Source organism: uncultured Tenacibaculum sp. (assembly GCF_947499065.1).
In the GTDB taxonomy this organism is placed as follows: Bacteria; Bacteroidota; Bacteroidia; order Flavobacteriales; family Flavobacteriaceae; genus Polaribacter.
The window spans coordinates 1-25,312 of the sequence record NZ_CANMMT010000010.1; the positions used below are offsets into that span (position 1 = coordinate 1).

The 25,312-nt window shown below is 31.8% G+C and carries 22 protein-coding genes, 1 tRNA gene and 2 riboswitches; all 23 genes read right to left on the reverse strand.

Annotated features, from left to right (window positions below; translation table 11 throughout):
• Nucleotides 1-115: 115 nt before the first annotated feature.
• Nucleotides 116-189, reverse strand: a tRNA-Asp gene (locus Q0958_RS16140).
• A gap of 54 nt (nucleotides 190-243) precedes the next feature.
• Nucleotides 244-1,164, reverse strand: coding sequence for a DUF58 domain-containing protein (locus Q0958_RS16145; RefSeq protein WP_299124913.1), 921 nt, complete (start codon nucleotides 1,162-1,164; stop codon nucleotides 244-246).
• Nucleotides 1,165-1,234: 70 nt separating this feature from the next.
• Nucleotides 1,235-1,552 (reverse strand): thioredoxin, encoded by a 318-nt coding sequence (trxA, locus tag Q0958_RS16150; protein WP_150900047.1) that lies wholly within the window; start codon nucleotides 1,550-1,552, stop codon nucleotides 1,235-1,237.
• 131 nt (nucleotides 1,553-1,683) lie between these two features.
• On the reverse strand, nucleotides 1,684-2,640 hold the full coding sequence (gene metF, locus Q0958_RS16155) for a methylenetetrahydrofolate reductase [NAD(P)H] (RefSeq protein WP_299124914.1): 957 nt from the start codon (nucleotides 2,638-2,640) through the stop codon (nucleotides 1,684-1,686).
• A gap of 9 nt (nucleotides 2,641-2,649) precedes the next feature.
• Nucleotides 2,650-5,328, reverse strand: coding sequence for a methionine synthase (metH, locus tag Q0958_RS16160; protein ID WP_299124915.1), 2,679 nt, complete (start codon nucleotides 5,326-5,328; stop codon nucleotides 2,650-2,652).
• A gap of 6 nt (nucleotides 5,329-5,334) precedes the next feature.
• Nucleotides 5,335-6,348 (reverse strand): homocysteine S-methyltransferase family protein, encoded by a 1,014-nt coding sequence (locus Q0958_RS16165; RefSeq protein WP_299124916.1) that lies wholly within the window; start codon nucleotides 6,346-6,348, stop codon nucleotides 5,335-5,337.
• 51 nt (nucleotides 6,349-6,399) lie between these two features.
• Nucleotides 6,400-6,503, reverse strand: a riboswitch (SAM riboswitch).
• Nucleotides 6,504-6,645: 142 nt separating this feature from the next.
• Nucleotides 6,646-8,256: a T9SS type A sorting domain-containing protein gene (locus tag Q0958_RS16170; protein WP_299124918.1), complete on the reverse strand. Its 1,611-nt coding sequence runs from the start codon at nucleotides 8,254-8,256 to the stop codon at nucleotides 6,646-6,648.
• A 145-nt stretch (nucleotides 8,257-8,401) separates the two neighbouring features.
• Nucleotides 8,402-9,292: a cysteine synthase CysM gene (gene cysM, locus Q0958_RS16175; RefSeq protein WP_299124919.1), complete on the reverse strand. Its 891-nt coding sequence runs from the start codon at nucleotides 9,290-9,292 to the stop codon at nucleotides 8,402-8,404.
• A gap of 22 nt (nucleotides 9,293-9,314) precedes the next feature.
• Entirely contained in the window at nucleotides 9,315-10,058 is a 744-nt protein-coding gene (gene epsC / locus Q0958_RS16180) for a serine O-acetyltransferase EpsC (RefSeq protein ID WP_299124921.1), read from the reverse strand.
• 25 nt (nucleotides 10,059-10,083) lie between these two features.
• Nucleotides 10,084-10,413 (reverse strand): 2Fe-2S iron-sulfur cluster-binding protein, encoded by a 330-nt coding sequence (locus tag Q0958_RS16185; protein ID WP_299124922.1) that lies wholly within the window; start codon nucleotides 10,411-10,413, stop codon nucleotides 10,084-10,086.
• Between the two features lie 11 nt (nucleotides 10,414-10,424).
• Complete coding sequence (locus Q0958_RS16190) at nucleotides 10,425-11,480, reverse strand: NAD(P)/FAD-dependent oxidoreductase (RefSeq protein WP_299124923.1); 1,056 nt, start codon at nucleotides 11,478-11,480, stop codon at nucleotides 10,425-10,427.
• A gap of 54 nt (nucleotides 11,481-11,534) precedes the next feature.
• Nucleotides 11,535-12,116 (reverse strand): bifunctional precorrin-2 dehydrogenase/sirohydrochlorin ferrochelatase, encoded by a 582-nt coding sequence (locus Q0958_RS16195; RefSeq protein ID WP_299124924.1) that lies wholly within the window; start codon nucleotides 12,114-12,116, stop codon nucleotides 11,535-11,537.
• Nucleotides 12,113-12,880, reverse strand: coding sequence for a uroporphyrinogen-III C-methyltransferase (cobA, locus tag Q0958_RS16200; RefSeq protein ID WP_299124925.1), 768 nt, complete (start codon nucleotides 12,878-12,880; stop codon nucleotides 12,113-12,115). Before cobA ends, Q0958_RS16195 begins: the two co-directional genes overlap by 4 nt.
• Nucleotides 12,881-12,892: 12 nt before the next feature.
• Nucleotides 12,893-14,995 carry a nitrite/sulfite reductase gene (locus tag Q0958_RS16205; protein ID WP_299124926.1) on the reverse strand — a complete coding sequence of 701 codons (2,103 nt, stop codon included), beginning with the start codon at nucleotides 14,993-14,995 and terminating at the stop codon, nucleotides 12,893-12,895.
• A gap of 36 nt (nucleotides 14,996-15,031) precedes the next feature.
• A complete protein-coding gene (locus Q0958_RS16210) occupies nucleotides 15,032-15,379 on the reverse strand; it encodes a 4Fe-4S dicluster domain-containing protein (protein ID WP_150900059.1) in 348 nt (115 codons plus the stop codon).
• 12 nt (nucleotides 15,380-15,391) lie between these two features.
• Nucleotides 15,392-16,639, reverse strand: coding sequence for a GTP-binding protein (locus Q0958_RS16215; protein WP_299124927.1), 1,248 nt, complete (start codon nucleotides 16,637-16,639; stop codon nucleotides 15,392-15,394).
• 53 nt (nucleotides 16,640-16,692) lie between these two features.
• Nucleotides 16,693-17,598, reverse strand: a complete 906-nt coding sequence (gene cysD / locus Q0958_RS16220) for a sulfate adenylyltransferase subunit CysD (RefSeq protein ID WP_299124928.1) — start codon at nucleotides 17,596-17,598, stop codon at nucleotides 16,693-16,695.
• Between the two features lie 11 nt (nucleotides 17,599-17,609).
• Nucleotides 17,610-18,236 (reverse strand): phosphoadenosine phosphosulfate reductase family protein, encoded by a 627-nt coding sequence (locus tag Q0958_RS16225; RefSeq protein ID WP_299124929.1) that lies wholly within the window; start codon nucleotides 18,234-18,236, stop codon nucleotides 17,610-17,612.
• Nucleotides 18,233-18,487, reverse strand: coding sequence for a DUF2061 domain-containing protein (locus Q0958_RS16230; protein ID WP_235273436.1), 255 nt, complete (start codon nucleotides 18,485-18,487; stop codon nucleotides 18,233-18,235). Before Q0958_RS16230 ends, Q0958_RS16225 begins: the two co-directional genes overlap by 4 nt.
• 120 nt (nucleotides 18,488-18,607) lie before the next feature.
• A complete protein-coding gene (locus tag Q0958_RS16235; RefSeq protein WP_150900140.1) occupies nucleotides 18,608-19,015 on the reverse strand; it encodes an Rrf2 family transcriptional regulator in 408 nt (135 codons plus the stop codon).
• Nucleotides 19,016-19,042: 27 nt separating this feature from the next.
• Complete coding sequence (locus Q0958_RS16240) at nucleotides 19,043-20,209, reverse strand: O-succinylhomoserine sulfhydrylase (protein ID WP_299124930.1); 1,167 nt, start codon at nucleotides 20,207-20,209, stop codon at nucleotides 19,043-19,045.
• Nucleotides 20,210-20,249: 40 nt separating this feature from the next.
• Nucleotides 20,250-23,648: a bifunctional aspartate kinase/homoserine dehydrogenase I gene (gene thrA / locus Q0958_RS16245; RefSeq protein WP_299124931.1), complete on the reverse strand. Its 3,399-nt coding sequence runs from the start codon at nucleotides 23,646-23,648 to the stop codon at nucleotides 20,250-20,252.
• A 23-nt stretch (nucleotides 23,649-23,671) separates the two neighbouring features.
• Nucleotides 23,672-24,964, reverse strand: a complete 1,293-nt coding sequence (locus tag Q0958_RS16250; protein ID WP_299124932.1) for an O-acetylhomoserine aminocarboxypropyltransferase/cysteine synthase family protein — start codon at nucleotides 24,962-24,964, stop codon at nucleotides 23,672-23,674.
• A gap of 156 nt (nucleotides 24,965-25,120) precedes the next feature.
• A riboswitch (SAM riboswitch) is annotated at nucleotides 25,121-25,231 on the reverse strand.
• Nucleotides 25,232-25,312: the final 81 nt, after the last annotated feature.

The following is a 25,312-nucleotide window of genomic DNA, read 5'->3' on the forward strand; positions in this document are numbered from 1 at the left end:
TCTGGACGGGACTCGAACCCGCGACCCCATGCGTGACAGGCATGTATTCTAACCAGCTGAACTACCAGACCGTTGCTTTTAGCAATGTATTATGTGAGCTTAGAAAAAACTTTAGCGGTCTGGACGGGACTCGAACCCGCGACCCCATGCGTGACAGGCATGTATTCTAACCAGCTGAACTACCAGACCGTTGCTCTAAGCGGATGCAAATATATAATCTTTTTTTAAAAAAAAAAGGAGAAATCACATTTTTTTTTGTCTACTGATTAAATATGCGGTAAGAATTTTATCGTACCCTTCATTAATATCAACAGGGATGTAATCTATTTTATATTGTAAGCATTTGTTCTTTAGGTTGTTGAAGAATTTGGAGCTTAGTTCTTTGTAATTTTCTTGAACATTTTCAGCATATAAATTTATTTCTTCACCAGTTTCTACATCAACAAATTTTTTTGGAGTATTACCAAAATCAAATAAGAATTCAGTCTTTTTATCGTAAGTATGAAATAATATAACTTCGTGTTTGTTGTATTTTAAATGTCTTAAAGCCTCAAAAAGTTCCTCTTCATTTTTTGTTGTTTGAAACATATCCGTAAATAAGAAGATTAAAGAACGCCTATGTATTTTTTCAGCAATTTCATGTAAATATTCATGAGTTTCTGTTGTAGCCTTTGAATTTGAGCTTAACAAACTCTCTAATTGGTTTAACAACATTTTCCTATGACGTTCACTGCCTTTTTCAGGAGCGTAGTACTCATAAGTGTCAGAATAGATACTTAAGCCTACAGCATCTCTTTGACGCTTTAAAATTTCCATTAATGAGGCTGCTGCAATGGCTGAAAAACCAATTTTATTTAATTTATCTACAGATTGCGTTTTTATTATAGGATAATGCATTGAAGCAGAGTTGTCAATAATTAAGTGACAACGTAAATTTGTTTCCTCTTCATACTTTTTAGTATAAAGTTTTTCTGTTTTAGCAAAGAGCTTCCAATCTATATGACGAGTACTTTCACCTTTGTTATATAATTTATGTTCTGAAAACTCAACAGAAAATCCATGAAAAGGACTTTTATGCATACCTGTTATAAAACCTTCTACTACTTGCTTTGCAAGAATATCAAGATTTTTAATTTCTGAGGAAGTACTATTTAAATCAATCATATAGCCCGAAAATAAAAAAAGGTTTAGCGATAGCCAAACCTTTTCTTGTTATATATTGTAATTGTACTGATTATAAAGCAGCATCAATTTTATCAGTATACGCTTTTTTAGGAGCAGCACCAACTTGTTTGTCTACTACTTCACCGTTTTTAAAGATTAATACTGTAGGAATGTTTCTTACACCATATTTAGCAGCAAACTCTTGGTTGTTGTCAACGTCAACTTTACCAACTACAGCTTTTCCTTCATATTCATTATGAATTTCATCAACAATAGGTCCAACCATTCTACATGGCCCACACCAAGCTGCCCAAAAATCAACCAATACTGGTTTGTCAGAATTTAATACTACTTCTTGAAAGTTTGCATCTGTAATTTCTAATGCCATTTTATTATATTTTAATTAAGTTATTGTCTTTGTTTGTAAGTTACAAAAGTAATCAAATATTTTACCAATACAATTTTACAAAAATTACTTTTTACTATCATAGTATCAATACTTTCTATTTCCTTACAAGTTTAAAAGACTTCTTTTGCTATTTGTTGAATGTTGGTTGATTTCCCCATAGAATAATAATGCAATAAAGGAACTCCTGCTTTTATTAGTTCTTTACTTTGATGTATACACCATTCTATACCTACCTGACGCACTTCGCTATTGTCTTTACATTTTACTACACTCATAATTAAATCGTCCGGTAAATCAACTTTAAAACGATGTGGAATTAAGTTAAGTTGTTTCTTTGTTGAAATAGGTTTAAGACCAGGAATAATGGGAGTAGTGATTCCTTCAGCTCTGCATTTAGCTACAAAGTCAAAGTACTTTTGATTGTCAAAAAACATTTGAGTCACTATATAAGTAGCTCCATTTTTAATTTTCTTTTTCAAAAAATGGATATCAGAATCTAAACTTGGAGCTTCCATATGTTTTTCAGGATACCCAGCAACTCCTATGCAGAAATTTGTTTGTGATGAATTTTGTAATTCATCATCTAAATATTTTCCATTATTTAAGCTCTGAATTTGAGAAACAAGTTCGCTTGCATATTTATGTCCATCTTTTTCTGGTTTAAAGTATGTCTCGCTTTTTACTGCATCACCTCGTAATGCTACGACATTATCTATTCCTAAAAAATCTAAATCGATTAAAAAGTTCTCGGTATCTTCTTTTGTAAAGCCACCACATAAAATATGTGGTACAGCATCTACCTGATATTTATTTTGAATGGCAGCACAAATGCCTACTGTACCAGGTCTTTTTTTTACCACTTGTTTTTTTAATAAGCCATTTTCAAGTTCTTTATAAATATATTCCTCTCTATGATAGGTAACATCTATAAAAGGTGGGTTGAATTCCATTAGAGGATCTATATTATTAAAAATAGATTGTATATGTTGTCCTTTTAAAGGAGGCAATATTTCAAATGAAAACAATGTTTTACCATTGGCATTTTTTATATGTTCTGTAACTTTCATAATGTTATTTTAATTGTCGGCAATTGTTGGATGCAACCATTTTCTTGCTTTGTCTAATGTGATGTTTTTTCTTGTGGCATAATCTTTTACTTGGTCATCGGTTATTTTTCCTAATCCAAAATATTTAGATTCTTCATTTGCAAAATAATAACCAGATACAGCTGCTGCTGGCCACATTGCCAAGCTTTCTGTTAAGGAAACTCCAATTTGTTTTTCAACTTCTAATAATTGCCAAATAGTTTCTTTTTCTAAATGATCTGGACATGCTGGGTATCCTGGAGCTGGACGAATACCTTTATAGTTTTCTTTTATTAATTCTTCGTTAGTTAAGTTTTCGTCTATACTATATCCCCAGTGTTTTGTTCTTATTCTATGATGTAAGTATTCTGCGAAAGCTTCAGCAAAACGATCGGCCAATGCTTGTGCCATGATAGCATTGTAATCGTCCTGTTGGTCTTTATATTTTGTAGCTAATTCATCTGCGCCAAAAATAGCTGTACAGAAAGCTCCCATATAATCCTTTTTACCAGTTTCTTTTGGAGCTATAAAATCTGCTAAAGCAAAACTTGGTTTGTTATCTCGTTTTTTTAATTGTTGACGAAGCGTTCTAAATACAGCTACTTCTTTTCCTTTTTTCTGGATTGAAATATCATCTGTATTAATAGAGTTAGCTTCAAATAACCCAAAAATTCCTTTAGGCTTTAATAATTGTTTAGCTACAATTTCTTGTAACATTTTTTGAGCATCTTCATATAAACTAGTAGCCTGTTCACCTACAATTTCATCTGTTAAAATATCAGGGAATTTTCCGTGTAAGTCCCATGAGCGGAAAAAAGGAGACCAATCTATAAAAGGAATTAATTCCTTTAAGCTTACTTGTTGTAATGTTTGAATACCCAATTCTTTAGGTTTTACAATATTGCTTGTTTCCCAATTTATTTTAAATTGACGTTTACGAGCTTCTTCTATAGAAATGTATGCTTTTGTTTTTCCTCTTTTTAAAAATTTATCACGAAACTCTTCGTAGTCTTTTTTTAGTTTAGCTACATATTCGTTTTTTGTGTTTTCATTTAATAAATCTCCAACAACTGTTACTGCTCTTGAAGCATCATTTACATGTACTACTGCGTTTTTATATTGAGTATCAATTTTTACTGCTGTATGTGCTTTGGAAGTTGTAGCTCCACCAATGAGTAATGGTACATCTAAATTTTGACGTTCCATTTCTTTGGCTAGATATACCATTTCATCTAATGAAGGAGTGATTAAACCACTTAAACCAATGGCGTCTACTTTTTCCTTTTTTGCGGTTTCAATAATTTTTTCAGGAGGAACCATTACTCCTAAATCAACTATTTCATAGTTATTACATCCTAAAACTACTGAGACAATGTTTTTACCTATATCATGAACATCACCTTTTACTGTAGCCATTAAAATTTTGCCTAACGCTTTTTGTTCTTCACCTTTTTCTGCCTCAATAAAAGGGTTAAGATATGCTACTGCTTTTTTCATTACTCTGGCCGATTTTACAACTTGTGGTAAAAACATTTTTCCTGAACCAAATAAATCACCAACCACATTCATTCCAGCCATCAAATGTCCTTCAATTACATGTAAAGGTCTTTCTACTGTTAATCTTGCTTCTTCTGTATCTTCTACAATAAAAGCATCAATTCCTTTTACCAATGAATGTGTAATTCGTTCTTGCAATGATAAGTTTCGCCATTCTAATGCTCTTCCATCATCTTCTTTTTTCTTTCCTTTTACAGTTTCAGCAAAGTCCAATAATCGTTCAGTAGCATCGTCACGTCTATCTAAAATTACATCTTCTATATATTCTAAAAGGTCTTTAGGAATATCATCATAAACTTCTAGCATGGCCGGATTTACAATTCCAATATTCATACCTGCTTGAATTGCATAGTATAGAAAAACGGAATGCATTGCTTCTCTTACCGTATTATTCCCTCTAAATGAAAAAGAAACATTACTTACACCACCACTAACACTAACATTAGGTAAGTTATTACGTACCCATCGAGTTGCTTCTATAAAATCGATAGCATTTTTTCTGTGTTCTTCCATTCCTGTAGCTACAGGGAAAATATTTAAGTCGAAGATGATATCTTCTGAAGGAAATCCAACTTTATCTACTAAAACTCTATATGAGCGTTCTGCTATTTCTATTCTTCGTTGATAATTATCTGCTTGCCCAACTTCATCAAATGCCATTACAATTACTGCGGCTCCATAACGTTTTATTTGAGTTGCTTCCCAAATAAATTTTTCTTCACCTTCTTTTAAGCTGATAGAATTTACAACACATTTCCCTTGTACTACTTGTAATCCAGCTTCTATAATTTCCCATTTAGAGCTATCTATCATAATAGGAACACGACAAATATCAGGTTCGGCAGCAATCAAGTTTAAAAAACGCACCATGGCTTCTTTACCGTCAATTAAGCCATCATCCATATTAATATCGATAATTTGTGCTCCTCCATCTACTTGATGTCTTGCTATAGCGAGCGCTTCGTCATATTTTTCTTCTTTTATTAACCGTAAAAATTTACGAGACCCAGCTACATTGGTACGTTCGCCTACATTAATGAAGTTGCTATTTTCGGTAATAATTAAAGGCTCTAAACCGGATAAACGCATGAATTTTCTTTGTTGTGTGCTCATCTTCATTTAATTTTCAACAGTATGAATGTTTAAAACTTCTCTTGGTTTATATTTAGCAGCTACTTCAGCTATGGCAGTAATATGTTTTGGTGTAGTTCCGCAACATCCTCCAATGATATTGATTAACTCCTTTTTTAAATATTCTTCTATTTGCAAAGCTGTTTCTTCTGGTGTTTCATCATATTCACCAAAAGCATTTGGAAGTCCAGCATTTGGATGTGCTGATGTAGCAAATTTTGTTTTTGAAGCTATAACCTCTAAGTGTGGTTGTAATAAATTGGCCCCTAGTGCACAGTTAAAACCAACTGATAATAAAGGAATGTGTGAAATAGAAATTAAAAAAGCTTCTGCGGTTTGTCCAGATAGTGTTCTTCCTGAGGCATCAGTAATTGTACCCGATACCATTACTGGAACTTCAATTCCTCGCTCGCTTTTTACTTCTTCAATAGCAAACAATGCAGCTTTTGCATTTAATGTATCAAAGACTGTTTCTACTAATAAAATATCGGCACCTCCATCTAGTAAAGCTTCTGTTTGTTCTTTATAAGCTATTCTTAGTTCATCAAATGTAACTGCTCTGTAGCCTGGGTCGTTAACATCAGGAGACATGCTAGCTGTTCTGTTTGTTGGACCTATAGAACCAGCAACAAACCTAGGTTTATGAGGTTCTTTTTTGGTAAATTCGTTTGCTACTTCCTTTGCTATTTTTGCCGATTCGTAATTTAATTCGTAAACTAAATCTTCCATTTGATAATCGGCCATAGCTATAGTTGTACCAGAAAAAGTATTAGTTTCAACAATATCTGCTCCAGCAGCAAAATATTTTCGATGTACTTCTTTTACTGCTTCTGGTTGGGTAATAGATAGTAAATCGTTATTACCTTGGAGTGGAGTAGGGTAGTCTTTAAAACGTTTTCCACGAAAATCTTCTTCTGTAAATTTATATTCTTGAAGCATTGTTCCCATAGCTCCATCGAGCACGAGAATTCTTTTTTGTATTTCTGTATATATGTTTGACATTCCTGATAATTAAAAGTTATGTTATCAGGAAAAGAGGAAGTAAAATTCTTTCCGTTATCTCTCTGCCAAGCAGTAGAATGTAGCACCTTCTTTGTATACACAAAGGGTTGCTAAGGCTTCAAAGGGTCTATTCCCTCCACCTTTCTTGATAACATCAATTAAGTTAATGAACTATGATGCAAATCTATTGGTTTATTTTTAGTTTCCCAATAAATTATTCTTTTTATTTAATAAAAAATCTCACTTACTAGCTGTAAGTGAGATTTTAAGATTTAATGTGTTCCCTAAATTAGTTAGTTACTTTTTTATAATTTTTGATTCTTTTATAGTTGTGTTTCCTGAAATTGCTTTTAGTATATAAATACCCTTTTTAATATTTTTTACATCCATAGTGTTTCCTCTTGAAGTTGAAATTCTTGTTCCTCCAATAGAATAAAGTTCTAATCTATCTATGTTGGTATTAGACTTCACATTTACAATGTTTGAAACTGGATTTGGATATACTTTAATATCATTATCATTATTAGAATTATTTTTAGGCATTAATTCATTTAATATTGCATCCTTTGTTTTTTTCATTACAGGAGGAACATAAACATTAATTGTTTTTTTTGTAGTACAACCTGTGTTAGCAGCTGTAACCTCAACTGTATAGGATCCAGAGCTATAAGCATCATATTGATAATTAGTTCCAAGTACTTGTGGGTTACCTGTTCTGAACCATTTATAAGTATAAGTTGTGTTTGTAGGTAAACCTTGAACTCTTAATCTTACTCTATTATAAGTACTAGAGAAGATAAATGTTTGATTTATAGAAAAATTAGGTTTTCCTACTACGTAAACTTTCATTACTTTCTCTATCCAAGTGTTGTTTGGTCCTGAATTTATAGCCAATTTAACATGGTATTGAGTAGTAACTCCATAAGGAGAGGTTAGAGGAAATTGAGATTGTAGGTCTAGTTCGCTATAAGGAACACCATCGTTCCATACTTCAGAACCATCTACAGCTTGTCCATTACTTCCAATTTTATAAATAGCAGTAAAATATTGAATTCTTTTATTATGGTCTAAAGAAGTGTCAATAGTTCCTCTACCATCTAAAATTACAGGATCTCCACTACAAATTTGAATACCAACATTTGTATTAGAATTAGCTCCGTTAAGTGCCATTGAAACTTTACCAGATTGATTTAAATCTCCTGTCATACTAACACCGTCAATATACATCTCTCCATTAGCATTATGTTGGGTAGAATGATATACAAATAAGAGTTGTGTGTAATCTTTATTAGGTGTAAATGTAATGTTAGGACTTATATTATTTCCTGTTGGTATATTGTTACTCCAACTAGTACTTGGACCTGTATGTTGAATAACTTTTGTTACAAGCATTTGATCATTAGAAGGTAATGAGCTATACTGGTTGTTATTTATATTTCCTATTGTTTCAACAAGACTACTATTGGTATTGTAATTTGCAGTAGCACTGTTAGTGGCTATAACATATAAAATTCCATTATTGTTATATTTTTTATAATCAAATTTAAGTTTGTATGTTTTACCACTTTTCATAGGGTAATACATGAATATAGAGTTTCCTTTTTTTTGTCCATTTGTATTACTATATCGCAAAGAAGCATACCTAGATCCATTTCCACAAGGTCCACAAGTATGAACACTATTATATCCGTTATTATGGCTTCTGGGGTTACCTTTATGAGCGTACCAACTTGTTCCTAGTCTTCTAGCAGTAAAGTGTGCATAAATATTATTTGTATTACCTCCTGATAACGTTTCAAAACTCCCGTTTTTTAACTCATAAGTATAATGAGATTGAGAGAACATTGTACTAAAATTGCATAAAAATATTGCGCATAGCAATAACTTAAAAGTATTTACTTTTTCCATTTTGATGATTTTTTTCGGGGGTTAGCATTAAATCTATCGCAAAAGTAAAAGCATCATTTTCCAATGGTGTCCATAAACTTCCGAAACAACTAAATATGTTTCCGAAAGGTAACTTTTGAAATAAAAATATGGTTTATAAAATACTTTATAAACCATATAATTCTGAAGATAAATAACGATCACCTCTATCACAAACTATAGCCACAACGACTCCTTTTTCTATAGAGTTGGCTACTTTAAGTGCTGAGGCAAAAGCACCACCACTACTCATACCTGCAAAAATTCCTTCTTGTTCGGCTAATTTTATAGTTGCTTCTTCTGCTTCTTGCTGATTTACCTCTAAAATTCTATTGATTTTTTGTGGTTTAAAAATAGCAGGTAAATATTCTTGAGGCCATTTTCTAATTCCAGGGATTTTAGCACCGTCTTTCGGTTGAACTCCTATGATTTGAATTTGATTATTTTGTTCTTTTAAGTAATCTGAAACTCCAGTTATCGTACCTGTTGTACCCATAGCTGATACAAAATGTGTTATTTGTCCCTCTGTATCTCTCCAAATTTCAGGGCCTGTAGTTGTGTAATGTGCTTTTGGATTATCAAAATTATCAAACTGATTTAATCTAAAATATCCTTTTTTATATTTCAATTCTAAAGCATGGTCTATAGCTCCTTCCATTCCTAAAGCACTTGGAGTTAAAATAACTTCTGCACCATAAGCTCTCATGGTTTTTACTCTTTCAACAGTTGCATGTTCAGGCATTACCAATACCATATTAACTCCTAATACTTTTGCCATTAAAGCTAGTGCAATTCCAGTATTTCCACTAGTTGCTTCTACTAAAGTGTCACCCTTTTTTATGTTTTTCCTTTTGATGGCTTCGGAAATCATAAAATAAGCAGCTCTGTCTTTTACACTACCGCCAGGGTTGTTTCCTTCTAGTTTCAATAATAATTTAACATTGGGTTTATTGAAAGCATTTGTTATTTCTACAAGAGGAGTATTTCCTACAAAATCGATAATACTTTTTGTTTTCATGATTTGTTTCTTATTGTGAAAATCATTTTGCATATGACTTTCTGATGGTAATTTTATTTTCTGATTCGTAAGTAACAATTGATCCTTCTGGAACTGATTCTGTTACGCATACGTTAGCACCAATAATGCTGTTTTGACCTATAACTACATTTCCTCCTAAAACAGTAGCATTGGCATAAATAGTTACATTATTCTCTATGGTTGGATGTCTTTTTGTTGAAGCCAATTCTTTTTTTACTTGAAGCCCCCCTAGAGTTACTCCCTGATAAATCTTTACATTATTTTGAATGTGTGTAGTTTCACCAATGACAATTCCTGTAGCATGATCAATAAAAAATGAAGCACCTATAGTTGCACCGGGATGAATATCTGTACCTGTTACTCCATGGATGTATTCACTCATCATACGAGGTAAAATAGGTACGTTTAATTTTACTAGTTCATGACTTAATCGATATACTGCTATTGCATGAAAACCAGGATAGGCTAAATAGACTTCTTCTAGGCTTTTACATGCTGGATCATTTTGTTCAAAAGCTAAAGCATCTAAGTCTAATTGTTCTCTTATTTTACAAAAAGACTCTTGGTATAATACCCAAATACTTTCTCCTTCAAGAATGTTTAGCTCTTTTAAAATAATAATGAATTGACTTTTTAAATGTGTAGCTTTTTCTTGGCATACATCACTAAATAAAGCATAGAATAGCTGTTTTGTAAAAGTTTCTACATTATCTTTTAATGATAAATTGTAATTTTTAAACTGCATTTTAATAGTACTTTTCTGTATGAAATTAATTTTCGGGTGCCAATTCTATTTCCAAACCTTCCAGCTCAGGAGTTATTTGAATTTGACAACCTAAACGACTATTTTCTTCTACATGGAAAGCTTCAGCTAACATTAAATCTTCATCAGGAGTCATTTCAGATAATTGATGATTTGATTTTATATAACATTGACAAGATGCACACATAGCCATACCTCCACAAATACCAATTGTACCTTCTTCTGCCAGTTCATAGGAACGGACAATTTCCATTAAGTTCATTGCCATATCGGTAGGTGCAATTACTTCATGGAGTATCCCCTCTCGATCGGTTATTTTTATATTGATATCTGACATTGTGTTATTTTTTAATTGATTGCTTTTACTACAGCTTTTGGAGCTTCTTTTTTTGAACCGTCAAAACCTTCAACACCACCAACAGTTGTGTATTTCATTACATATTTTTTATCAGGATGTATACGCTGAAAAGCACTTTGACACATCAACGTAGCTTCGTGAAATCCACATAAAATCAGTTTTAACTTTCCAGGATATGTATTAACATCTCCAATGGCATAAATACCTGGTATGTTTGTTTGATAATCTAAAGCGTTGTTTACTTTTATGGCATTTTTTTCTATTTCAAGTCCCCAGTTAGCAATAGGTCCTAGCTTTGGTGATAAACCAAATAATGGAATAAAATGGTCGGTTTCATAAGTATATGGTTCTTTGTCTTTTTCTACTATTTGAACAGCATTAACATGCTCGTCTCCATAAACTTCTTTTATTTCTGCAGGTGTTATTAAATGAATTTTTCCAATATCTTTCAACTCTTGCACTCTTTCTACAGAGTCTAAGGCTCCTCTAAATTCATTTCTACGGTGAACTAAAGTTACTTCGGAAGCAATGTCAGCTAAATATATTGCCCAGTCTAAAGCCGAATCACCACCACCGGCTATAACCACTTTTTTGTTCCTATAAATTTCTGGTTCTCTAATAATGTAAGCTACTCCTTTGTCTTCATAATTTGAAATATTAGGAATAGGTGGTTTTCTAGGTTCAAAACTTCCTAAGCCACCTGCTATAGCTACCACTGGAGCATGATGCTTTGTTCCTTTGTTTGTGGTAACTATAAATGTTCCATCTTCTTGTTTTTCTATAGTGTCAGCTCTTTCTCCTAAGGTAAACCCTGGTTCAAATTGTTTTATTTGTTCCAATAAATTCTTTGTCAAATCACCTGCTAGAATCTCAGGATAAGCAGGGATATCATAAATAGGTTTTTTTGGATATATTTCTGAACATTGCCCTCCTGGTTGAGGTAATGCATCAATTAAATGACATTTTAATTTTAATAATCCTGCTTCAAAAACTGTAAAAAGTCCTGTAGGACCCGCTCCTATAATTAATATATCTGTTGTAATCATTTTTATTTTTTTGCCACTAGTATAGAGTTGTAAAAAAATCTTTTACTTCTATTCTTAGCTTATTAAACCTTCTGTTAACTTGTTTAATGTTTCTACTTTTTCTTCAAAATTACCTTTGATGGTCTTTCTGTACTTATTTAAATTTTGAACTAATTCATTGATGTCTTCTGGAATTACTTCTTCAAAAAACTGACGTAATCTTTTAGCTGTTGTTGGAGATTTTCCATTAGTTGAAATTGCTACTTTGACATTCCCTTTTGTTACTATTCCTCCTAAATAGAAATCACAGAGATGAGGTGTGTCTGCAACGTTTACCAATAAGTTTTGTTCTTTACAATCGTTGTAAGCTTGTATGTTTACATGGTTGTCATCTGTAGCAACAATTACCAAATCTTTATAGTGTAAATGACTTACTTTGTAAGCTTCTTGAATTATTTCAATATGATGCTTTTCAGCTAAGTTTTTTACTTCTGGAAGTATATCGATTGCTACTATTTGAACTTTTGCATTTGGACTTGACTTTAATAAAAAACTCAATTTTTCCAATCCAACATTACCAGCACCTATTAAGAGAACATTTAATTGATGTACTTTTAAAAAGATAGGGTAGAGGTTATTTTTTTCTTCTACTATCATACTGCGATATTGGTTTTTATTTGCGATTGTACCAATTGAAGTTCTGCCCTATGTTTTACAACTTCTCCTAATACGATGATTGCTGGATTACTTAATTTGTTTTTTGCTACCACTTGTTCTATGGTGTTTACAGTACCAATTCCGATTTTTTCTTGTGGAGTAGTACCGTTTTGAATAATAGCTACAGGTAAATCATGCTTTTTTTCTTTTTGAAAAAGCTGAATAATTTCTGATAATTTACCCATTCCCATTAATATAACTACAGTAGCATTAGACTTTGCGGCTAAAGCGACATCACTAGAAATTTGATGCTTTTTTGTTGTTCCAGTAATTACCCAGAAACTTTCTGAACTTCCACGTTTTGTTAAAGGAATATTTTGATATGCAGGTACGGCTAATGATGATGAAACACCAGGAACCACATCTGTTTGTAGTCCAAATTTTGCAGCATATTCCATTTCTTCTGCACCTCTACCAAAAATAAATGGATCACCTCCTTTTAAACGTACCACATGTCCATGCGAATGACCTCTAGCTACTATTAGTTCATTAATTTGTTCTTGTTGATAACGGTAACAGCCTCTTCTTTTACCAACAAAAATTATTTCAGCATTTGGATTTACATATTTTAATAAATCATTGTTAACCAAAGCATCATATAACACTACATCTGCTTGTTTTAAAGTATTGATTGCTTTTAAGGTGATTAGTTCTACATCACCAGGACCAGCACCCACTACGGTTAATTTTGGTAGATTTCTCATGTCTCTTTATGTTTAACTTTCTACTACTTGCTTCCTGTATGCATCTACCGTTTTATAAAACGATTTTGCTTCTTCTAGGTACTTTTTAGCGAAAGCTTCTGTTGGGTTATTCTCTTTTATTTGATATACAAAATCAGTAAATGAAGTTGGTAATTCAATCTTATTTGTACTGATAAATACTTCATCAAAGTTTTTAACAATACTAGCTTGTGTATTGGTTTTTGCTCCTTCTGAAGTTAACAATGCTTTTGCAGTATTGATGATTGCTGAATATGAATGATATATGCTGTCTGACCATTGCTTTTCATTCAATGCACCAATAGCATTTTCTATTTTTTCTTCACTTTCAAATAGTAAGGTTGCAATCAAGTCGATAACAACTCCAGCACATTCTCCAACACCAATGGCTTTTACATAGTTTTTATCATGACCCCAATCAATAAAATCATCCTGGTTTAAATTGGAAGTATCTGATAAATGTTTTAATAAATCATAGAAATAGGTTTTTCCATATCTATCATAATATGTTAAGAAGTCTTCATTTTCTTGTTTATGATCTTCAAAATCATTTAAAAGAATACGTAGAGCTTCAGGACCTCTTTTGCTTGGTATTTTTACTAGTTTATCAGAAAAACGTCCTTTACCATTACCTAAAACACCTCCACCAATTAATACTTGAAGGGCAGGAGCTAATAAGTTTCCAACTTTAACAGACATCCCTTGAAACCCTATATGTGCCATATTGTGTTGTCCACAAGCATTCATACAACCACTAATTTTAATAGTGATGTTTTTATTATTTACATATTGTGGATATTCTGATTTTAATACACGCTCTAATTCTGTTGCAATACCTGTACTACTTGAAATACCTAAGTTACAAGTATCAGTTCCTGGGCATGCTGTAATATCTGTTAAGCTGTTATAGCCTATTTCTGTAAAACTTAATTTTTCTAATTCAACATAAAAGAATGGTAAAAACTCTTCTCTGACGTGACGGATTAAGATATTTTGACGTAATGTAAAACGCAATTCATTTGCTGCATATTTTTTAATTAAATCTGCAAGTAAACGAGCTTTGTCTGTGTAAAAATCTCCCAAAGGGACTTTAATTCCAATGGCATATAATCCTTTTTGTTTTTGTTGAATAACATTGGTTTCTTTCCAGTTTTGGTAAGCTTCGTTATCAGTTATTTTTACTGAAGGAATTTCTGTTGTTTCAAATTGAATTTCCTTTTCAAAATCAGATGTGTTTATAGGGTACCTTTGATAAGCAAATGCTTTTTGTTCTTCAGAAACTAATTTTAAGAAGGCATCAACTCCTAAATCTTTAACTAAAAATTTTAAACGTGCTTTTGCTCTTTTTGAGCGTTCTCCATGTCTATCAAAAACTCGTAAAACACCTTCAATAGTAGGAATTAATAAATCAGCTTCTAGAAATTCATAGATAACATCTGCATGTCTAGGTTGTGAACCTAATCCTCCTGCTAATAAAACTTTAAAACCTTTGACTTCTTTACCTTTTATAGTTTTTGTTTTAGCAATAAAACCTAAATCATGCATAAAACTCAATGCAGTATCATGGTCTGTTGCAGAAAAAGACATCTTAAATTTTCTACCCATTTCCTGACAAATAGGGTTACGTAAGAAAAATTGAAATGTAGCATGTGCATAGGGTGTTACATCAAAAGGTTCATTAATGTCTATTCCAGCAGTTTCAGAAGCTGTAACATTTCTAACTGCATTTCCACAAGCCTCGCGTAAGGTGATATCATCTTTTTCTAATTGTGCCCATAATTCTGGAGTTCTATCTAAACTCACATAGTGAATTTGTATGTCTTGACGAGTTGTAATATGTAAGCGCCCTCTTGAGTATTCGTCCGATACATCAGCTATTCGATGTAATTGTTCGCTAGTAACTTTACCATAAGGTAGTTTTATACGAATCATTTGTACTCCAAACTGACGTTGACCATATACACCTCTAGCCAAACGTAAACTTCTAAATCGTTCTTCGTCTATTTGACCTTCTTTGAATAAACGGATTTTACGTTCTAATTCTAGAATATCTTTTTCTACAATTGGATTCTCTATTTCGGTTCTAAAACTTTGCATTACTTTATTTTTTAAAGCTTGTAAGCGTTACTTTTTTTAATTGTGTAAGAACTGCTGTTTTGCTAATAGTTCTTCTTCTGTTTCAATAATGTCTTCATCAGGAACACAACAATCTACTGGGCAAACTGCTGCACATTGTGGTTCTTCATGAAATCCTTTACACTCTGTACATTTGTCTGGAACAATGAAATAGTATTCGTCAGAAATTGGTTCTTGATCTTCATTTGCGTCTATTTCTGTTCCATTCAATAATTGAATATTTCCATTTAATGAGGTTCCTTCGTTATAATTCCAGTCTGAAGCTCCTTCATAAATAGCTGTATTTGGGCATTCTGGTTCGCATGCTCCACAATTGATGCACTCATCTGTTATTATAATTGCCATTTGATTTTCTTATTACTGAATAAAGCCTACTCCGGCTGTATTGTTGGTTTTTGGATTGATTAAAATGAAAGTTCCATTAGCTTTGTTTTTCTGGTAAGAATCATAAAACAATGGTTTGCTAACTTTTAAGGTTACATCGCCAATTTCATTTAAAGTTAATTGTGATGGATTTTCTTCCTTACCTGAAAAATCTGTTTTTATGATGGACGATAAAGACATAATTTTTGCCTGTGCATCATTTACTCCATGTTTTATATAATATTTATCAGAAGCTTGCAATGGATTTTTATCCATCCAACAAATTGTAGCAGTTAATTCTTTTGATACCGTAGGAACTTCTTTTGTTTTTACTAACATGTCTCCACGGCTTACATTTACATTGTCTTCCAACGTAATAGTTACAGAACTTCCTCTTTTTGCCTGTAAGTATTCTTTATCAAAAAAATGAATACTCTTTATTTTGGATTCAGTAGCAGAAGGTAATACAGTAACAGAATCGCCAACTGCTAAATTTCCTCCATAGATTTTACCAGCATAACCTCTGAAATCATGATAATCATCTGTCTTAGGTCTGATTACTGTTTGTACAGGAAATCGTGTTTGTGATTGTTCTTCTATATCATCTGCTTTTAAACTCTCTAAATGATTTAGTAATGTTTCTCCATTATACCAAGGAGTATTCTCTGATTTTTCAACTACATTATCTCCTTTTAATGCAGAAAGAGGGATAAAGGTTAATTGCTGATTTTTATAAGCACTTTTGCTAGCTAAATACTCAATTTCATTTTTTATTTGATTAAACTTTTCTTCTGAATAATCAACTAAATCCATTTTGTTAATGGCTATTACTACATTTTTTACTCTCAATAAATTGTTAATGAAAAAATGACGATATGTTTGTTCTATAACTCCGTTTCGAGCATCTATCAAAACAATAGAAGCTTGTGAATTTGAAGCACCAGTAACCATATTTCTAGTGTATTCTATATGTCCAGGTGTATCAGCTATAATAAAACTCGTTTTTGGTGTTGAAAAATATATGTGAGCTACATCTATAGTAATTCCTTGTTCTCTTTCGGCAACCAAACCATCGGTAGCTAATGAAAAATCTAAGTAATCAAAGCCTCTTTGCCTACTTTTCTCTTCAATGGCTTCTAGTTTGTCGTCAGTTAATGAGTTAGTATCGTATAGTATACGACCGATTAATGTGCTTTTGCCATCATCGACACTACCTGCAGTTGCTATTTTTAGTACGTTCATTTTATATTTTAGTTGTTGTGTAACAACTTGTGTTTAAATGTTTGTTATAAGTTTTAAAAGTATCCTTGTTGTTTTCTTTTTTCCATTGCAGCTTCCGATCGTTTGTCATCTATTCTAGCACCTCTTTCGGAAATTGTTGATACTTTAATTTCGTTTACTACGGTATTTATATCTAAAGCATTGGATAGTACTGCGGCTGTACAGCTCATATCTCCTACTGTTCTAAAACGTACCATTCGTTCTTCAACTTTTTCATTTTCATCTCTATAAACTACATCATCTTCTGCTGACCATATAAGTCCATCTCTTAGAAATGTAGCTCTTTTGTGAGCGAAATAAATAGAAGGGATTTCGATATTTTCATCTCTTATATAAGACCATACATCTAATTCTGTCCAGTTAGAGATAGGGAAGACTCTTACGTTTTGTCCCAAATCAATTCTTCCGTTTAACATATCGAATAATTCTGGACGTTGATTTTTTTCATCCCATTGCCCAAAATCATCACGAACAGAGAAAATTCGTTCTTTAGCTCTTGCTTTTTCTTCATCTCTGCGCGCCCCACCGATACATGCATCGAAACCAAATTCATCAATTGCATCTAATAACGTTTCTGTTTGCAGCATGTTTCGGCTAGCGTACTTTCCAGTTTCTTCTTTTACTCGACCTTTGTCAATATTATCCTGAACATTTCTAACAATTAAATCAACGTTGAGGTCTTTTGCTAAACGATCTCTAAATTCTATTGTCTCTGGAAAATTATGCCCAGTATCTATGTGTAAAAGAGGAAAAGGAATTTTAGCAGGATAAAATGCTTTTTGGGCTAATCTTACTAATGTTATGCTATCTTTTCCACCAGAAAATAGTAAAACTGGTTTTTCAAATTGAGCAACAACTTCTCTAAATATATATATGGCTTCGCTTTCTAAAGCACCTACTTGTATTGTTTCTGTATTCATAATCATATTCTTTAAATATGTAAACCACATTCTCTATTACTTTCTACTTTTGTTGGATCGAAATATTTAAATTCATTTGGTAAATTATATTGTTCTAAATATTCGTCTAATTCCTTATCTGACCAATGATAAAATGGACTTACTTTTAAAATTCCGTCTTTACTAAAAGAGAGTATTCCTAAATTATCTCTAAATGCTGTTTGCCCTTTTCTTAAATTGGTAAACCAAACTTCTGGCTGATGTTCCTTAATCGCTCTTTTAAATGGTTCTAGTTTCACTTGTTCTGTAAATAAAGCATGGTCTTTATGCTCTATTGAAGGGACTCCTAAAACAACATTTCTATGAGCCACTGTTTGTTTAGGAACATATAAATGAACATTCAAGCCTAATTGTTCAATTAATTCCTCAGCGTGTTTATAGGTTTGTGGTGTGTTGTAACCTGTATCGCACCAAATAACCTTTATGTAAGGGGTCTTTCTAGACACTAAGTGTAAAATAGCTACTTCATAAGGTCTAAAGTTTGTTGTAATAATTGTTCTTTTCTTTAATTCGAAAACCCATTCTATGATTTGTTGTGGAGTTAACTTTGCTAACCCTTGGTTTAATTCTTCAATATTTAATTGACTTTCTAAGCTCATTTTTTGCCCCATTTTATTTTGTTCCAAACTCTTTCATGAAAAAAGTACAACACCATTTTTGTGATTAACTCAATGCTTCCTATTGAAAATGCTGTGGCTACTTCTCCTGTAATTAACCATGATATTAATATGGTATCTATTGTTCCTATAACTCTCCAGCTAATTGATTTTACAATGCTTCTCAACGGATTTTCAGAAGCTTTATCTAGCGTGTAATTTTTCTTATTTTCTATTATTTGTTCTAAAATCATTTTTAAATTCTATTACCCTATCGGGTAACTAGGTTTTAAGAAGTGACAAATGTATACATTCATTTTAAATGTGAAAACATTTATTTGAAAATTTTACAATAGAATAACATTTGTGTTATTTTACACTAAATCTGCTAGTGTATTATTACGAAGTACTTGTAGAGTGTTATCCCTAACTTGAATCATTAATTTATGTACTGAACATGCGTCTTCATCAGGGCAGTCATCACACTTTTCATAATAATTTAAGCTTACACAAGGGAGCATGGCTATAGGACCTTCTAAAGTTCTGATAACATCAGTCATCTTAATTTCTGAGGCTTCTTTTAACATATAATAACCTCCACCTTTTCCTTTTTTGGCTCCTAAAAATCCTGCTTTTCGTAAGGTAAGTAATATACTTTCTAAAAATTTATGTGATATATTTTCACTTTCGGAAATAGTAGCTATTTGTACTTTATTTCCTTTTTCTTGTCTTGCAATAAAGGTTAGTGCCTTTAAACCGTATTTTGTTTTCTTAGAAAGCATATTACAAAAATACACTTTATTTGCTTTTTAAGTATCTAATGCTTGTGTTAAATCGTTAATAATATCATCTATATTTTCTAAACCAACGGAACAACGTACCAATCCGTTTGTGATACCAACTTCTAACCTGTCTTCTTCACTCAACTTACTATGAGTTGTAGATGCAGGATGAGTAACTATGGTTCTTGTATCTCCTAAGTTTGCTGATAACGAACATAACTTTATGGCATTTAGAAAGCTACGTCCAGCTTCAATTCCACCTTTAATTTCAAAAGCCACAATATTGCCTCCTAATTTCATTTGTTTTTTTGCTATTTCATGTTTAGGATGTGATTTTAAAAAAGGATATTTTACAAGGTTTACCTTTGGATGTTTTTCTAAAAATGTAGCCACTTTTAAAGCATTTTCACAATGTTTTTCAACCCTGATACTTAAGGTTTCTAAACTTTTAGATAATACCCATGCATTAAAAGGTGACATAGCTGGACCAGTATTTCTTGAAAAAAGATAAATTTCACGAATCAATTCTTTCTTTCCAACGGTGATTCCTCCTAAAACTCTTCCTTGTCCATCAATTAATTTAGTAGCTGAATGGATAACTAAATCGGCACCAAACTTAATTGGGTTTTGTAAATAAGGAGTAGCAAAACAATTGTCAATAACTAAAAGTAAGTTGTGTTTTTTAGCAATATTTCCTAGCAATTCTAAATCAATAATATCTACCGCTGGATTTGTAGGTGTTTCTGCATATAGAATTTTTGTGTTTGGCTGAATTAATTGCTCAATTTTTTCAACTTCATTTATTTTGAAATAGCTTGTTTCAATATTCCATTTCGGTAAATATTTTGTAAATAAACTATGGGTTGATCCAAATACAGATCTACATGAAACAATATGATCTCCAGCATTTAATAAAGCTCCAAAAGTAGAAAATACAGCAGCCATTCCAGTGGCAAAAGCATAGCCAGCTTCTGCTCCTTCCATTTGCACTATTTTATTTACAAATTCTGTAGTATTTGGATTTGAAAATCTACTGTATAGATTTTTATCTTTTTCTTCAGCAAAAGAAGCACGCATGTCTTCTGCATCATCAAATACAAAACTTGATGTTAAATATAACGGAGTTGAATGTTCTGAAAATTGAGAGCGTTCAGTTTGTGTTCTAATAGCTTTTGTTTCGAAATGGTTGCTCATTATTTTTATATTTAAGAACTATTAAATAGTGGTTTAATGTTTAGTTGTTGTTATTAGCTAATCGTAAAATATCTCCAAATACTCCTCTAGCTGTTACTTTTGCTCCAGCTCCAGCTCCTTGAATTACAATAGGCTGCTCTCCGTAAGATTCTGTGTAAATTTCGAAAATAGCATCAGAGCCTTTTAAACTTCCAAGAGGTGAATTGATAGGAACAGAAGTTAGTTTTACACTTAAGTTTCCTTTTGTTTGTTGTAGGTCTCCAGATAAGTCTCCTATATATCTTAATACATGATTTGATTCTTGATTTTCTTTTAATTTTTGGAAAGAAGAATCTAATTTTTCTAAGTCAGATAAAAAGACTGTAGAAGATATGTTTTGAAGTTCTTTTGGAATTAAATTTTCTATTGAAATATCTTCAAATTCATTTTCTAAGTCAAGTTCTCTGGCTAAAATCAATAGTTTTCTAGCAACGTCATTACCACATAAATCTTCACGAGGGTCTGGTTCTGTTAACCCTTTATCTATAGCTTCTTGTAATACCTTTGAAAATGTTGAGTTACTTGATGAATAATGATTGAATATATAACTTAAAGATCCAGAAAAAACACCTCTAATTCTGGTAATGTTTTCTCCTGAGTCATGTAATAGTTTAATAGTGTCAATTAATGGTAATCCGGCACCAACATTAGTTTCGTATAGATACTTCTTATTGGTGTTTTCTAAAGTTTTTCTTAGATTTTTATAAGAATTATATGATACCGTATTGGCTATTTTATTAGATGAAACCAAATCGAAACCAGCATTTACTAAAGGAATATAGTTGTTAATAAAATCGGTACTTGCCGTATTGTCAACAGCAATTAAGTTTTCTAAATGATTTTCTTTAGAGAAGTCAATAATATCTTGAACTATTGTGCTGCTTTCTTTTGAACCTTCTAAATCTTTGTTCCAACTTTTAGTTGCTCCATGTTTAGTTAAAAGTACTTTTTTCGAGTTGGCAATAGCAAAAATATTTAACTGTATTTTTCGTTTTTCTAAAACGGTCTTAGCATTTTCTAATATTTGTTCTATTAGAGTTCCTCCAACTAAACCTTTACCAAAAAGAGCAATGTTTATTTTTTTAGAAATTCCAAAAACTTGTCCATGGATTACGTTTAAAGCTTTGTGTAATTCTTCTTTTTTTACAACCAAGCTAATATTTTTGCCTGTAACAGTATTATTAAATAATAATGGTATTATTTGATTTTTGATTAAGGCATTATAAGGATGATGAAATTCACTTAAATCTTGTCCAATTATTGATATTACAGCAATATCTTTTACTACAGATATTTTATGGACATCTTTGGTGTAAAATTCATTTTCAAATTCTTTATTCAATGCTTTTATAGCTTCTCCGGCTCTAGTTTTTTCAACAACCAATCCAATGCCTCTTTCTGAAGATCCTTGAGAAATAAAACTAACACTAATATCAGAACTGCTTAAGGTTTTAAATATACGAGCGTCAACACCAACTTTTCCTAATAAACCTCTTCCTTCAAAGTTTAATAAAGCTACATTATCTAAAACGGATAATGATTTTATTCCTTTTGAAGTAGATTTAGAGGTTATTAAAGTTCCTTTATCGTTAGGATTAAAGGTATTTAATATTCTCAAATTGATGTTTTTTTCAAGTAAAGGAATAATTGTTTTGGCATGTAAAATATTAGCACCAAAGTTTGCTAATTCATTTGCTTCAGAAAAAGAAAGACTTTCTATCTTTTTAGCATCACTTACCAAATCTGGATTAGCTGTAAATATTCCATCGACATGTGTGTAATTTTGTAATTCATCAGCATCTAAATAATTAGCCAATAAAGATGCCGTATAATTACTACCATTTCTTCCGAGAGTAGTGGTTTCATTTTTTAAGTTTGAAGCAATAAAACCTGATACTACATTTACGGTAGTATTATTAAATTGGTTAAAATGTTTTTTAACATTCTCCTTAGAAACCTCTAAAATTGGTTGTGCATTACCAAAATTTTCATCGGTTTTTAATAATATTCTTGAATCTGTAGGATTTGCATTAATTCCTTTTTGCTGTAATAATTCAGAAACAGTTTTTATAGATAGTAATTCACCCTGTGCTAAAACTTCATCTTTTATTTTAATACTATAATCGCCTAATAAGTTTACTCCTTCAAATAACTTCTCTAAACGAGAGAATTCTGAAGAAAAATCTATTAAAGGAGTTAGTAATGCTTGTTCATGTTTAAAAGCTTCAAGTTGTTGTTGGTATGCTTCGTTTTTAGCAGCCTTATTTAAAATATCTTCTAAAGTATCGGTAGCGTTTCCACGAGCAGAAACAACAACAGCAATATTTTCACCATCATTAATTTTATTTTCTATAATAGAAATTACATTGTGTATTCCTTTGTTTGACAATGATTTTCCACCAAATTTTAAAACTTTCATTTTGTTGTTTTTTGAATTTTTATTGAATATGGGTTCAATAATTTCTTTTAGTTGTTCGTATTCTATTAAAAAAGCATCATGACCGTGGTCAGAATTGATTTCATTATAAGTTACATTTGAATGTACTGTAGCAAGTTCTTTGTGTGTTTCTCTATTTTCTTCAGCAGTAAAAAACAAATCAGAGTCAACTCCTATAATATGAATGTCGGCTTTTATCGTTTCTAACACATTTAAGACTTTACGTTCCTTGGTTACATCAATTGTTTTTAATAATTGATTCATTAATTTATAAGATGCTAATTGATAGCGCTCTTGTAATTTTTTACCATGATGAAGTAACCAGCTTTCTACATTGAAAATTTGTAATTCTTCATTTTTTGAACGTTGAAAACGTTTTTTAAAAGACTCTGGAGTACGATAACAAAGCATAGCATGCATGCGAGCATCGTGTACTGGATTGCTAGAATTGATTAAAAACTGTTCTTGAATTTGACAATTTGCAATTAGCCAATCGGTAGATTTCCAATCTGTAGCAACAGGAATCAAATGTTCAGTTATTGTTGGTTTTAAAACGGCCATTTCCCAAGCAATGCCTCCTCCTAAAGAACCACCAATTAAAGCAAATAGCTTTTTAATGTTTAGTTTTTCCAAGCCTAATAAAAAGATATTGGCAATGTCCCTAGCTACAAAATTTTTATAATCATCTATTAAGAAATTATCATAACCATTACCAGGAATATTAAAACATAAAACAGTATATTTTTGAATATCTATTACTTTGTTCTTTCCAATAATATCTTTCCACCAACCATTTTCGCCAGCAACATTGCTATTTCCTGTTAATGCATGATTAATTAGAATAACAGGAGCAGTACCCAAGTGTTTCCCAAACAACTGATAACTTAAAGGTATATCATTAAACTGAGCACCACTTCCTGTTGTGTAACTAAGAATATTTATATGTAATAATTCACTTTTCATTATTTAAAGTAGTCTTTAAACTTTTAAACAAAAGCTTCCTTTGGTATTTTATTGAAGGCTTCTTTTAGGTCTGATTTTAAATCGTCAATGTTTTCTAAACCAACAGATAATCTTATTAAATCTTCTGTAACACCAGCACTAGCTTGTTCTTCAGGATTTAATTGTTGATGTGTAGTGCTTGAAGGATGAATAATTAAAGATTTTGTATCTCCAATATTTGCTAAAAGTGAAAATGTTTTAGTGGTATTAGCTATTGTTTTTGCTGCTTCAAAACCACCTTTAGCTCCAAAAGTGACTATTCCGCTTTGACCTTTTGGTAAATAATTATTGGCTAAGGTTTTGTATTTACTACTTTTTAAACCAGGATAGTTTACCCAAGCAACCTCTTCTTGTTCCTCTAACCATTGGGCTAATGCTAAAGCATTTTCTGAATGTTTTTGAATTCTAATGTCTAAGGTTTCTAACCCTTGAATAATGTTAAAAGCGTTTGTTGGACTTAAAGCACCTCCAAAATCACGTAGACCTTCTAAAATTAATTTAAAAGTATAAGATGCGGCACCTAAAGTTTCATAGTACTTTAAGCCATGATACCCTGCTGAAGGTTCTGTAAATTCAGGAAATTTACCATTAGCCCAATTGAAAGTACCAGCATCGATAATTGCACCTCCTAAAGAGTTTCCTTGTCCTCCAATGTATTTAGTTAAAGAGTGAATGACAATATCAGCTCCATGCTTGATTGGGTTTAGTAGGGCAGGAGTAGCAACGGTATTATCGACAATGAAAGGGACTTCAGCTTTTTTTGCTTGCTTAGAAATAGCTTCTAAGTCTAAAACATCAAGCTTAGGATTTCCTAAAGATTCAACAAAAAATGCTCTTGTATTTTCTTGAACAGCTTTACCGAAATTTTCAGGGTCAGAAGCATCAACAAAAGTTGTAGTAATACCTAAGCGAGGTAAGGTAACATTTAATAAATTATAAGTTCCGCCGTATAAACTACTAGATGCTACAATATGATCGCCTGCTTTTAGTAAGGTTAGTAATCCTGTAGAGATGGCAGCGGTACCAGAAGCAAAAACAACAGCACCAATTCCTCCTTCCAAAGAGGCCAAACGTTCTTGTAAAATTTGATTTGTAGGATTGTTTAATCGAGTATAAATGAATCCTAATTCTTTTAATGAAAAAAGATTTGCTGCATGATCAGAGTCATTGAAAACATAAGAGGTTGTTTGATAAATAGGAACAGCTCTTGTGCCTCCTGTTTGTTTTACATCATGTCCTGCGTGCAACGCTTTTGTTGCAAATTTTTGTGTACTCATTTTTCTTGTTTTTGAGTTAATAAATAATTAAACCAAAAGCCAAATGCGTCAATGTTTTGACGTACTTACTAGAAAAATGTTATTAAGAAATATTAGAAATTTCAGTATGAGTTTATAGAAATTTCTTTTTGGTTATCTATCCTTGTAGTTACATCTCGATTTTTTTACTGAAGTAACATTTTGGTAGAATTTAGCACCTTCTTTGTATAAAACAAAGGGTTGCTAAGGCTTCATAGGGTCTAATCCCTCCACCTTTCTTGATAACATCGTCAATAAGTGATTGAACTTTTACGAATGCAAATATTCAGTTATAAAAATTTAATTTCCTAATATTTTTTACTTTTTTTT

What these genes read in the sequence shown, in the direction of transcription:
- Q0958_RS16215 (WP_299124927.1), bottom strand. Translation starts at nt 16,639, where the DNA reads ATGAACGTACTAAAAATAGCAACTGCAGGTAGTGTCGATGATGGCAAA.
- metH (WP_299124915.1), bottom strand. Translation starts at nt 5,328, where the DNA reads ATGAGCACACAACAAAGAAAATTCATGCGTTTATCCGGTTTAGAGCCT.
- Q0958_RS16165 (WP_299124916.1), bottom strand. Translation starts at nt 6,348, where the DNA reads ATGTCAAACATATATACAGAAATACAAAAAAGAATTCTCGTGCTCGAT.
- Q0958_RS16190 (WP_299124923.1), bottom strand. Translation starts at nt 11,480, where the DNA reads ATGATTACAACAGATATATTAATTATAGGAGCGGGTCCTACAGGACTT.
- cobA (WP_299124925.1), bottom strand. Translation starts at nt 12,880, where the DNA reads ATGAGAAATCTACCAAAATTAACCGTAGTGGGTGCTGGTCCTGGTGAT.
- Q0958_RS16250 (WP_299124932.1), bottom strand. Translation starts at nt 24,964, where the DNA reads ATGAGTACACAAAAATTTGCAACAAAAGCGTTGCACGCAGGACATGAT.
- Q0958_RS16230 (WP_235273436.1), bottom strand. Translation starts at nt 18,487, where the DNA reads ATGATTTTAGAACAAATAATAGAAAATAAGAAAAATTACACGCTAGAT.
- Q0958_RS16145 (WP_299124913.1), bottom strand. Translation starts at nt 1,164, where the DNA reads ATGATTGATTTAAATAGTACTTCCTCAGAAATTAAAAATCTTGATATT.
- cysD (WP_299124928.1), bottom strand. Translation starts at nt 17,598, where the DNA reads ATGAATACAGAAACAATACAAGTAGGTGCTTTAGAAAGCGAAGCCATA.
- Q0958_RS16210 (WP_150900059.1), bottom strand. Translation starts at nt 15,379, where the DNA reads ATGGCAATTATAATAACAGATGAGTGCATCAATTGTGGAGCATGCGAA.
- metF (WP_299124914.1), bottom strand. Translation starts at nt 2,640, where the DNA reads ATGAAAGTTACAGAACATATAAAAAATGCCAATGGTAAAACATTGTTT.
- Q0958_RS16235 (WP_150900140.1), bottom strand. Translation starts at nt 19,015, where the DNA reads ATGCTTTCTAAGAAAACAAAATACGGTTTAAAGGCACTAACCTTTATT.
- Q0958_RS16240 (WP_299124930.1), bottom strand. Translation starts at nt 20,209, where the DNA reads ATGAGCAACCATTTCGAAACAAAAGCTATTAGAACACAAACTGAACGC.
- thrA (WP_299124931.1), bottom strand. Translation starts at nt 23,648, where the DNA reads ATGAAAAGTGAATTATTACATATAAATATTCTTAGTTACACAACAGGA.
- epsC (WP_299124921.1), bottom strand. Translation starts at nt 10,058, where the DNA reads ATGCAGTTTAAAAATTACAATTTATCATTAAAAGATAATGTAGAAACT.
- Q0958_RS16225 (WP_299124929.1), bottom strand. Translation starts at nt 18,236, where the DNA reads ATGAGCTTAGAAAGTCAATTAAATATTGAAGAATTAAACCAAGGGTTA.
- trxA (WP_150900047.1), bottom strand. Translation starts at nt 1,552, where the DNA reads ATGGCATTAGAAATTACAGATGCAAACTTTCAAGAAGTAGTATTAAAT.
- Q0958_RS16170 (WP_299124918.1), bottom strand. Translation starts at nt 8,256, where the DNA reads ATGGAAAAAGTAAATACTTTTAAGTTATTGCTATGCGCAATATTTTTA.
- Q0958_RS16185 (WP_299124922.1), bottom strand. Translation starts at nt 10,413, where the DNA reads ATGTCAGATATCAATATAAAAATAACCGATCGAGAGGGGATACTCCAT.
- cysM (WP_299124919.1), bottom strand. Translation starts at nt 9,292, where the DNA reads ATGAAAACAAAAAGTATTATCGATTTTGTAGGAAATACTCCTCTTGTA.
- Q0958_RS16205 (WP_299124926.1), bottom strand. Translation starts at nt 14,995, where the DNA reads ATGCAAAGTTTTAGAACCGAAATAGAGAATCCAATTGTAGAAAAAGAT.
- Q0958_RS16195 (WP_299124924.1), bottom strand. Translation starts at nt 12,116, where the DNA reads ATGATAGTAGAAGAAAAAAATAACCTCTACCCTATCTTTTTAAAAGTA.